Origin of the sequence: Roseivirga sp. UBA1976 (assembly GCF_002336325.1) — a bacterium.
Lineage (GTDB): Bacteria > Bacteroidota > Bacteroidia > Cytophagales > Cyclobacteriaceae > Roseivirga > Roseivirga thermotolerans.
On the sequence record NZ_DDDQ01000050.1, the window covers coordinates 3,662 to 14,309 of the forward strand.

Here is a 10,648-nt window from a genome sequence, read left to right on the forward strand (position 1 = left end):
CTAGGGCTCGAACCTAGACTCTTCTGAACCAAAATCAGACGTGTTGCCAGTTACACCATGGACCACCGTTGAAATCGGAGTACAAAAGTAGTCGTTGAGTTTAGATTTGAAAATGTTTTGAGCAAAAAATGTTAACTTTTTTTTCAGTCTTCAACCTTCCAAAAAGCAATGCCTCCGGCTTGTTTTCCAAGATATGCGGTGTCTACAACTTTAAGCGTTTGTAAATCAATTACATCCACCATTCCGGGATCATCGGCAATACCTTCCACGCTTACAAAGGCATATCGCGAGTCGGGAGAAACGGCTACACCATGAGTGACCTTCTGGCTGTTGTTTAGCCTGGCCAGTTCTTCTCCGGTTTCCAAATTCCAGATCCCGGTTTTCGCGGCCGATTTATAAGATACTACCATGTACTTGCCATCGGGCGACAGATCGATGTTATATGGCCCTTTATCGGTTTTGAATTTGCGAGTGGCTTTCCAGGTTTTGGTATCAATCTCCAGTACCTCATCGGCTCCATTGCCGGCCACATACACCAGATCTTTAGATGGGTGAGGGCTCACCCAGGTGGGTTTAAATGCTGAGTGCTTCATGGCTCCATGGCCCATTGCCGAATGATCCATTTTGGAGTGATCCATAGCCTTTTCTTTTTGACCCTTGTCTGTCATGTTGTGTCCCATGGCTGAGTGGTCCATCTTCGAATGATCCATGTCCAGCATTTTACTGGCTTCGTCCAGATCGAATTTTTTGGTAACAACCAGATCCAGTGCATCAATTTCGAATAGTTCGCCCGACATCATGGCCACCGAATAATGCTTCATTCCATCGCGGCTTAGTCGGCTGCCATGGGGCATGGCACCGGTAGTGATCTGGTCGAGCTCGGTCATAGACTCCACATCGACCACCGATACCGTGCTGGGTACCATATCGCCATGGAGATTGAAATTAACACAGTAGAGCAGGCCTGTTACAGGCGAAACCTGCATAGAGGCAGGAAAGAGGCCCAGCTGAACGGTGCCTACCAGCTCATCGGTTCCGGTTTTAAACTTGTAGAGCATACCGTATGGGTTGCCATGAGCCAGGCTCAAGTACCAATATTCACCATTGGGACCAACGGTAATACCATGCGGCCCTTCAATTTCGGCAGGCCAAACCCCTACAGGAATTGTTTTGATGGTTTCGGCTTTTTTACCGTCAAACTTCACAACCGACACTTCGTCTTCAGACTCGGCAGTCACATACACGTAATAGCTCTGAGCTTGTACCGACAGGGCTATGGCGAGGCCAAAAAGGGTAAATAGCTTCTTCATTTCTTTTGGTGGTTATCAGTGATCTATTGATCAGCACATCAGTAAATTTCTACCTATTTACTGACATACTGATCACAGAATGCTCTAAATTACTTCGACTGAATTTTTGTTTCTTTTGGTTTTTCTGGCTCCAATTTGGCCGACCACAGTCCACTATTCCAGTCAGAGAAGAAGATGTGTCCTTTGTGCAACTGAGCTCCCCAGGTAAACGGTGCGTTGGGGGTATAGCCATTGCCATCGTTTGGAATAAACCAGGCAATTTCGCGGCCTTGTTTTCTTAGGTCACCCATTAGCTCTCCACTCAAATCGAAAACTCTTACCCCGGCATTGTAGAAAGCTACATAGAGTATATCATCTTCAATCCAGTAGTTGTGAGAGCCGGCATAAGGAATTTCAACTCTGGCTATTTCTTCGGGGTTTTCCAGATCGGTAAAGTCAATAATGTGCAGATAACCTCCGGCCATATTTACTCCACCCTTGGCTGTGTTGAGTCCGTAGGGGAAGATTTCATCACCACCAATTACATAGAATTTTCCGGTTTTGCTTCGGTACGGGAAGGCGGCATGGTTGGCTCCGTTCGGATAGGCATAGCTTGCAAATTGCACCGGGTTTTTGGGCGATCCTCCGGCTATGCCATTGCCTACGTCCACTAGCTGTATACCGTCTGACCAGTTAGAAGAATAGGCGATTCCGTCTTCTACCCATACATCGTGTATGGCGTGGCCTGGCGTGTCTAGTTCAAATTTAGAAACCGCATAGGGCTTTTTGGGATCTTCTATGTTAATGATGTAGTACTTTTGACCGGCACTAAGGGCGTATATGTGGTTTTTGTAGATGAAAACATTGTGAACACCACCGGTTAGGTTTTCATCGAAAGTGGAGATGATTTCTACGTTTCGAGGGTCTTTTACATCGATAATGACCAGTCCGTTTTTACGGTTAGAGGCTCCTTCCCGGCTAATAACACAAATGGTGCCGTCTTCTGAAATTTTTACATCGTTAACCGTTCGGGCGTCTACCTGCACAGAGTCTATTTTAAAAATGTTGGCAGGATTGGTGACGTCCCAGAAGTAGGCCTTACCATCGGCTCCCCAGGTGCCGGTAACCGCATAGTCTCGGCCATCTACACCTTCCCAAATCCACAGGTCTGACGTATGCTTATCGTTAACAGAACCCTGACCTACCATTTCAATTTTTCGTGTAACATCCCGAGGTACAATGCGGAGGGTTTTTGAAGCGGAAGCTACTCCTGCGGCAGCGGTTATGGTGTATGTTCCCGCTTCATCGGCTACGAACCGGCCATCTTGCTTAATCAGGCCCGATGCGCTTTGGCTTACATCGTCAGAAACGCCATAAAAGGAATACTGAATGGGTGCATCGGCAATTACATTGCCTTTGGCATCGAGTGCTTTGGCATTGAAATGGAACACATCACCGGTTCTTCCCTGGTCTCCATCAGCACTAAGCTCAATACGAGTAATAGGGTTTTTAACCACATTTAGGCTTATGGTATTTTCAATGTTTTCTGCTTTGGCAGTGATATTTACTTTTCCTTCTTTGAATGTATTGATAACCCCAAAACCGGAAACACTGGCCACCGAAGAGTTGGCTGAGCTAAAAGTAACCTGAACATCTGTTCTTTCCAGACCGGCCTTATCAATTACTCTGTATTTGAGGGCTACCGGAGTACCGGCATAAATAGTATTGGGTATGCCTTCTATTTTAATTTCTGAAATGGGAGGGTAGTTGACCCTTACCTTGATGCTTTTGCGATTTCCTTCAGGATAATCGGCCACTGAACCACCACCAATTACAAGCACTTCAAACTCACCGGGTTTAAATGCCTCAATGGTTTGGGTAGAATCTACATATACACTGCGTCTGGCGCGTGAGAAAGCTCTTACATCTTCTTTAGACTTTTTGCCGTTTTCCTGAACGTAGATGTCTAATTTTTTCTTTTCTCCCACATTGAGAACAATTTCATCCGGAGCTACAATTTTCTTTTGAGCCATAAGACCTGCCGGCAGCAGGAGCAGGGCTAAAAAGGTGAGTTTTAACAAGTGCTTCATTATTAGTGGTTTAAGTTTAAAAATGAAAAGTACCTAATCTGCTCAAATCATACAACCTATGATTGACAGGTGGTATACCAAATTTTTCGGCACACAGAGGCATATTCAATGCCCATAGATTCAGTGCTTAAAAAGTGGGTTTTTCTTTTTATGGCCTTCCATTGGAGCTATTAGAGCATTTCAGTTTCCAACTGCTCCAGTGTTTTGCCTTTGGTTTCGGGCATAACCTTCCAAACAAAAATTAGCTGAAAGGCCATGAGTATGGCAAAAGCAGCAAATACCCAACCGGCACCAATGGTGGTGAACAATACGGGAACTAGGGCTGGTATAATGGCTGCTAACCACCAGTGTACTGATGAGCCAAAGGACTGACCTTTTGAGCGCATGTGGTTGGGGAAAATTTCAGAGATAAATACCCATATAACAGCGCCCTGGCCTATGGCATGAGCTCCAATGAATAGAAATAAAGCAGGTGGTACAATAGAAGCCCAACCAAAGAAGAAGGCTAGTGAGGTGGTGGTGAGAGTAATAATATAGCCAAAGGAACCTATATACATTAGGCGTTTACGGCCTACTTTGTCGATAATAATTACGCCAATAATGGTGAAAATAAAATTGGCAATACCTACACCTACTGTACTTAAAAATACGGCATCCTCGCCCAGGCCGGCTTCTGAGAATATTCTTTTGGCGTAGTATAGCAGGGCATTGATACCACTGAACTGATTGAAGAACGCAATGGCAAAAGCGAGCAGGAGGGGACGTTTATACTTAGCCGAAAAAAGCTTTTCGCTAGAGCCGCGTGTTTGTGGCGAAGAGGTTCGAACTTGTTCTAACTGGGCTTGAACCTGGGTGGAATGGTAAATTTTTTCGAAAATTTTACGCGCTTTTTCCACATTACCCTGCTTTAGTAAAAGCCAACGAGGGCTTTCCGGTACGGTCAGCACTATGAGTGTATAGAGCAAGGCAGGCAGGGCTTCAATGCCTATCATCCATCGCCAGGATTCTATTTCTATACTTTTAGCAATCAGGTAGTTGGATATGAAGGCGACAAGGATACCGAATACAATATTTAGCTGATAGAGGGCCACAAGGCGCCCTCTTTGGTTGGCTGGGGCAATTTCTGAAACAAAGGTTGGTGCGGCTATGGTCGATGCTCCAACACCCAAGCCACCAATAAAGCGGAAGGCTGCAAAAAGCCATGGATCGCTTACAAGTGCAGAGCCCAGGGCAGAAACAGTATATAGAACTCCTATGAGAAACAAAGTCTTTTTACGACCGATCTTATCGTTGGGAAAACCGCCAAACATGGCTCCAATAACAGTTCCCCACAAGGCTGAACCGACTACCACTATACCATGGAAAAGATCGTTTCGACCATTGAGCGTATACCCGGACCAGAGTTTCTGTAGCTCTTGTTCGGCACCATTGATTACTATGGTATCGAATCCAAATAGAAATCCGGCCAATGCTCCGGCAATCGACCAGTAAAAGACTTTGTTATTGTTCATTATCCGTGTTTAAGTCAGCAGAGTGAAAAATATTCAATCCGGTTAAGCTTCCGTGCCGACTGCCCGGTTTTGTTTCAGTGGTTGGCTTGCGAGCAGCCTTTCGGTAAGTGTACCAGATGGAGCCAAGGCTGCTTGGTAGTGCCCGGGTTAGTTCTAAAAGAGAAGCAACTGTTGCGTTGCTTACTGGCCTTAAGAAAACCCATGACTTTTGAAGCAGCCTTGCTCTTAGGGATTGATTAGAATACGAGTTTCTTTAAGTGTTTAATACTTGTTTCCAGGCTGCTTACTGAATCTTCGGCAAAATTACCATCCTGTTCTACAAAGAAATATTCCATTCCCGCATCATTCTTATGACCAAAAATCTGTCTCCAGTCTATAATTCCATTGCCAATTTCGGTCATAGGTTGCCCATCGTCTAAGGAGAGGTCTTTTACATGCCATAGTGGTACGCGACCCATGTTTTGTCTGAAGAAGGTTAGCGGGTTTTTTTCGGCTTTGCGAGCCCAGTATATGTCGAGCTCAATTTTCACGTACTGAGGGTCAGTTTCTTTTAAGATAACCTCCATAGGAACTTCACCATCCAGCTCCATAAACTCAAAGTCATGGTTGTGGTAGCACAACTGGATATTGGATTTTTTAGCGGCTTCACCCACTTTGTTTAGTTGCTCACAAAGTGCTTTATACTGGTCTATAGACTCCCGTTCAAAAGGCATTAGCCAGGGGCAAACTATAAATTCGGCACCAAGGGTGGCGGCATCGTCTATTGCGCGCTGTGGCTCATGCCAAAGGGTGCCCGGAATTTTGCGTTCTCCGGCACCCGTTGGTGTGTGAATGCTTTTTACCTGAAGTTTAGATTTTTCGAAAATGGCTTTGGCTTCTGCTATGGGCTTTCCCAGTATTTTTCCATCAGAAAAGTCGAATAGCTCCATATAGTCGTATCCGGCCTTTCTTAGTCTCTTCAGAGTACCGGGCATGTCTTTATAGATCACATCTCGAACGGTAAAGGCCTGAAAGCCGAATGATTTAATGGTCTCGCTTCTCCGTGTTGCCCCCAAAAGCTGAGGGGCCACCAGTGCGGAAGCTGCCGCAAGACCGGCTGTTTGAATAAAGTTTCTGCGTTTCATTTGATCGATATTTCCTTTGAAACTAAGAAAAAGGAAGAAAATTTTCTAGCAGAAACTCACGAGGGGTATAAACGAAAAGACACCCAAACCTACTTTCGGTGTTGGGTGTCTTTTGATGAAGTTCAGACAGTACTGGACTTACATTTTCTCGTACATTGCTCTCAATTTCTTTCGGGTAATGGTGTCGCGCCAGTTTTTACCCAAGGCATTTTCCCAAAGGGGTTCTAAAAACAGGGCCACATCAATCATTTTTTCAAATTGCTCATCGGTGAGGTTGGCACAGATGCCTTTCGGTATATCGATATCATGCTTTTTCACCATGGCTTTGAATTTGGCCACTCCTTCAGGATAAAACTCTTCGAGCTGATCGAACACTATGCAGTTACCAATACCATGTTTGGTGCCCAACAAAAAGCTCAGGCCATAGGAGAGGGCATGGGCTACACCAACCTGCGAGTAGGCAATGGACATGCCTCCGTGGAAAGAAGCCATCATTAGTTTGTCGTCAGAATCATCATCCCAAACGTCCTTTTCCAAAAACACCTCTTCGCAAAGCTCCAGTGCCTTTTCTCCATACGATTGGGAGAAGGTGTTGAGATAGGTGCCTGTAAGCGATTCAATACAGTGTATGTAACAGTCCATTCCTGTATAAAACCGCTGGTTTTTTGGAGCATTCTTGATCAATTCGGGGTCGAGAATAATCTGATCGAAAGGAGTATAGTCTGAGTTCATGCCCAGTTTGCGCTGTGGCCCTGTAAGTACCGTAGTTCTAGATACTTCGGCACCTGTGCCGGATAGGGTGGGAATACCTACATGATAGGCTCCGGGAACTTTTACCAGATCCCAACCCTGATAGTCGGCCGAAGAACCCGGGTTGGTCATCATTAGGGCAACAGCCTTGGCAAGGTCTAACATACTACCACCACCAATGCCAATAATACCGGAAACTTCTCCATAAGCCTCTTTTAGCGAGTTGGCTATGGCGTCTACTTGCTTGGTTTTGGGCTCATCAGCTGCACTGGCATAAACTATTTTGTCTGTGCCGCTAAGCGGTATTCTGTTGATCAGGGCATTGTTCCCCTTAAAAATATCGTCTACAATAAAGATAAATGGAAAATCTGCTTTTCTGTGAGGGGTGAGTATGTCTTGGGTTTGGTCGAAACAGCCTCTGCCGTATACGACCATTTTAACCATTGGGAAGTTTTTGAATTTCATCTTAATCTTCAATAAATGTTTTTGCGTTTTCGAGATCTTGGGGCGTATCGATTTCTATGCCCATGTATTCGGTCTCTACCATTTTAATTTTTTTGCCGGTTTCCAGGTATCTCAGGCACTCAATTTTTTCAGTGTCTTCAAGCAGGGTCATTGGGGTATGGTAAAAATCGAGCAAGGCCTGTTTTCTAAAAGCATATACTCCTATGTGCTCGTAGTATTTAGTGTTGGCTTCTTTATTTCTCGGGTAGGGTATGGGCGACCTTGAAAAGAACAGGGCAAAGTTGTTTTGGTCAACGACCACTTTCACGTAATTGGGGTCTTCAATTTGGTTTACTTTGGTGAGCACTTGCATGAGAGAGGCCAGGTCAATATTGGCTGCATCGGGACCTTCGAAAACGTTGAGCAATTTTACCAAAGGTTCTTTTTTGGTAAAGGGTTCATCGCCCTGAACGTTGACAATAATGTCGGCCTCTATTTGTTCAGCTGCTTCAGCTATTCGGTCGCTACCACATTCGTGATTTTTTATACTCTTTATGGCTTTTCCACCATTGCCAACTATTTCGTTGTAAATAACTTCTGAGTCTGTCACCACAAATACATCGGAGAAAAGACCAGTGTTTAGTGTGGCTTCATAGGTTCTCAGTATCACCGACTTGGAGCCCAATTTGGCCATTAGTTTACCGGGAAACCGGGTGGCATCGTATCGGGCTGGTATAAGGGCAACAACTTTCATTATAAAACTGAGGCTATGGTTTGGGCCATCTTCTCTGCTCGTTCATGAGCTTGCTCTTCTGTCCAGTTTAGGTTGATAAGAGAAGAAATGGTTCGGCCAATAATCTTATCTGATTGTTGGAAGGCATTAAAATCGGTGTTCTTAATGGCGTCTACCAATGCAGGGTTCAACGGGAACAACGAGGTGGCGTTTTTAAGGTGGTCCCACTTTTTAATATAGTGCCAGTTGTTATCGTACCAATAGAAGTTTCCTCCCAGCCCATTACTAAGCAATGCTTTGTGTGCTGCTCGGGCTAAATCTTCGGTAGGGAGGAAGAAAGAAAGGAACGAGGCATTGTCACCTTGTGGATCTGGTATGCACCTAAAACTAATGCCCTCTACTTTTTGTAAAGCGGCTTTTATAATAGCATTGTGCTTTCTTTGCGTAGCCAATATGCTATCGAGTTTTCTTATTTGGGCAAGTCCAACAGCAGCATGAAGCTCAGATATTCTGAAGTTATAGCCCAGAAAGGGGTGGCTTTCAGCACCCCGGTCAGTACCAATGTGGTCATGCCCATGGTCTGTATAATGATCGGCATGTGTATAAAACTCTTTGTTATTGGTAAGGAATGCTCCTCCTTCACCGCAGGTTATAGTTTTCACAAAGTCGAAAGAGAAAGTTCCTCCATGGCCTATGGTACCCAGTTTTTGTCCGTTGAACGAACCGCCAATGGCCTGACAGGCATCTTCTAACAGCAGAAGGTCATGCTTTTCGCAAATGGCCATTAACTCATCCATTTGTGCCATAGAACCACACATATGAACAGGCATTACCATTTTGGTTTTGGGTGTAATTGCTGCTTCTACAGCTTTGGGGTCCAGGCAGAGGGTTTCATCGACATCGACCAACACAGGTATTGCTCCGGCCGCAATAATGGCCTCAAAGCTGGCCACAAAGGTAAAAGTGGGCATTATAACCTCATCTCCATAACCTACTCCCATTACAGCCATGGCTGTACTCAAAGCGGTGGTTCCGCTTGAGGTAAGCTGCGCATGTTGTACCTGAAAAGTGTCTTGAATGGCTTTTTCCAGTTCTTTGGCTTTCCACTGGTTGTTGCGCATGGCATCGAAGCCATAACGCATCAGAATGCCTGTTTCTAACACATCGTTTACTTCCTTTCGCTCTTCTGCTCCGAAGAATTCAAATCCTGGCATGTATCTAAATTTTGGGTCAAAAATAGATAGAAATAATCAGGTCTCACAAATAGGCCCGATGGATTTAAAACAATCAGGCTGTCGATAGCTGTTAACCAATCCCAGAATGGGAAATTTTTCTTTCTGTGGTCTGATTTATCATGCCAATGTCGACCTATTTATATTATAAATTACTGATAATCAATGGTTTGGTTGTTTTGTAAGCCTTTGGCAGAATGCTTGTCTTAAGTATGATGAAGTTGCTAAGCAGCTTCTTGTTGGTATGTGAAGTTGATGGTTAATAATCTATTTGGTTGAGGTGAACCCTGAAGAATACGTCTTCGGGGTTCTTTTTTTGCCCTTTTCTCAAGGCATAAAAAAACTGTCTTAAAAGATTGCTCTCCATTCTCATTGGTTGTGAATAGGAGAAAGCAAGGACTTTTAAGACAGTCTTTACGTTTCTTTTAGCTATGGCCTATAAATCGGTGGCCACAATACCTCTCAGGGCTATCACATTTACATGAGGTATGTTAGCGCCTCGGGTCGTGTTTAGTGCATCGATAATTAGGTTGGCAATTATGGCATTACCTCTTGGGTTCGGGTGTACACCATCAGTAGAGAATACTCCATTGGGTGCAAAGTCAGGTCTTAGGTTATGACCATCCACCTCTAGTCCCAGCTGGCCATCGGCTTGCGCTGCTGCTGCCTCACCCATAGCCTCTAAAGCCTGATTGGTTCCCTGGCTTGGGTCTATTAGGAAGCGAGCTGCGGCCGGGCTAAGACCGAATAAATCAGCAAAAGCCGGCTGCACATCTACAAGCGTAATTGAGCCGTTAGACTGAGCGTTGATACCGGCAACTACGCCTGCTATAATGGCATTGAATTGCGCTCTGGTACCCACTACTGTTTGTACTTCTGAGGCCGAAAGAATCAGATTGTCTGCCGCAGGAACAGTAATACCTACAAGTGCTTGTTCATTGCCTCCCACTGCAGTTCCCAACACACTGGCTGAAGCCAATGTCGGAAGATCGTTAGCCGTGGCCGGGCGAGATTGTCCATAAGGAGCCAGTGCCTGTCTTTCGGCAGGGGTAATAAGTTGTAAGGCCAAAAGGATATCGAATTCACCGCCCGGACGATCGAAGTCTACCAGGGCATCATCTTTAATCAGTATAGGGTTTGCTCCCAGTGCGTAGCTTACCTTTCTTCGGTCGGCTTCCTGCTGTGAAACATTCACAAGAGGAGATTGCTGCGACACTTGTACAAGGCCATCCAAGGCTCTGTTAAGTCCAGAAAAAGCCGCATTGAGCTGAGCCACTTCATTCGCATCAGTCATTGGAATGGCGTTGTAAGGAACGGCTCTAAAGTAGGGGAGAAGCACGTATGGAGGTAGGGTAAGCACTACACCTTCGGCACCAGACTGAACCAAAGCACCCAATGACTGTGAGAGGGCATCTTGAAAATCCTGTGCGCTGGTAATGAGCGATTCGTTGCTACCACCACCAATGGCATACTGT

The 10,648-nt window shown here is 45.1% G+C and carries 7 protein-coding genes and 1 pseudogene; all 8 read right to left on the reverse strand.

Annotation, left to right across the window (positions count from 1 at the left end; all coding sequences use genetic code 11):
- Positions 1–143 precede the first annotated feature (143 nt).
- Positions 144–1,310, reverse strand: coding sequence for a YncE family protein (locus B3763_RS05445; protein WP_286744503.1), 1,167 nt, complete (start codon positions 1,308–1,310; stop codon positions 144–146).
- 89 nt (positions 1,311–1,399) lie between these two features.
- Positions 1,400–3,379 carry an LVIVD repeat-containing protein gene (locus B3763_RS05450; protein ID WP_286744505.1) on the reverse strand — a complete coding sequence of 660 codons (1,980 nt, stop codon included), beginning with the start codon at positions 3,377–3,379 and terminating at the stop codon, positions 1,400–1,402.
- A 170-nt stretch (positions 3,380–3,549) separates the two neighbouring features.
- On the reverse strand, positions 3,550–4,890 hold the full coding sequence (locus B3763_RS05455; protein WP_286744507.1) for a sugar porter family MFS transporter: 1,341 nt from the start codon (positions 4,888–4,890) through the stop codon (positions 3,550–3,552).
- 236 nt (positions 4,891–5,126) lie between these two features.
- On the reverse strand, positions 5,127–6,014 hold the full coding sequence (locus tag B3763_RS05460; protein WP_286744511.1) for a sugar phosphate isomerase/epimerase family protein: 888 nt from the start codon (positions 6,012–6,014) through the stop codon (positions 5,127–5,129).
- 138 nt (positions 6,015–6,152) lie between these two features.
- A complete protein-coding gene (locus tag B3763_RS05465) occupies positions 6,153–7,229 on the reverse strand; it encodes an iron-containing alcohol dehydrogenase family protein (protein ID WP_189630943.1) in 1,077 nt (358 codons plus the stop codon).
- 1 nt (position 7,230) lies between these two features.
- The gene (gene kdsB, locus B3763_RS05470) at positions 7,231–7,962 is read right to left on the reverse strand and encodes a 3-deoxy-manno-octulosonate cytidylyltransferase (protein WP_286744514.1); all 732 of its coding nucleotides are present in this window, start codon (positions 7,960–7,962) and stop codon (positions 7,231–7,233) included.
- Positions 7,962–9,155, reverse strand: a complete 1,194-nt coding sequence (locus B3763_RS05475) for a DegT/DnrJ/EryC1/StrS family aminotransferase (protein WP_286744517.1) — start codon at positions 9,153–9,155, stop codon at positions 7,962–7,964. The genes kdsB and B3763_RS05475 overlap by 1 nt, the downstream gene beginning before the upstream one ends.
- A gap of 454 nt (positions 9,156–9,609) precedes the next feature.
- A pseudogene (locus B3763_RS05480) lies at positions 9,610–10,648 on the reverse strand (hypothetical protein); the annotation flags it as partial.

Excerpts from the sequence above, each read along its gene's own strand:
- B3763_RS05445 (WP_286744503.1), bottom strand. The coding sequence starts at position 1,310 with ATGAAGAAGCTATTTACCCTTTTTGGCCTCGCCATAGCCCTGTCGGTA.
- B3763_RS05450 (WP_286744505.1), bottom strand. The coding sequence starts at position 3,379 with ATGAAGCACTTGTTAAAACTCACCTTTTTAGCCCTGCTCCTGCTGCCG.
- B3763_RS05455 (WP_286744507.1), bottom strand. The coding sequence starts at position 4,890 with ATGAACAATAACAAAGTCTTTTACTGGTCGATTGCCGGAGCATTGGCC.
- B3763_RS05460 (WP_286744511.1), bottom strand. The coding sequence starts at position 6,014 with ATGAAACGCAGAAACTTTATTCAAACAGCCGGTCTTGCGGCAGCTTCC.
- B3763_RS05465 (WP_189630943.1), bottom strand. The coding sequence starts at position 7,229 with ATGAAATTCAAAAACTTCCCAATGGTTAAAATGGTCGTATACGGCAGA.
- kdsB (WP_286744514.1), bottom strand. The coding sequence starts at position 7,962 with ATGAAAGTTGTTGCCCTTATACCAGCCCGATACGATGCCACCCGGTTT.
- B3763_RS05475 (WP_286744517.1), bottom strand. The coding sequence starts at position 9,155 with ATGCCAGGATTTGAATTCTTCGGAGCAGAAGAGCGAAAGGAAGTAAAC.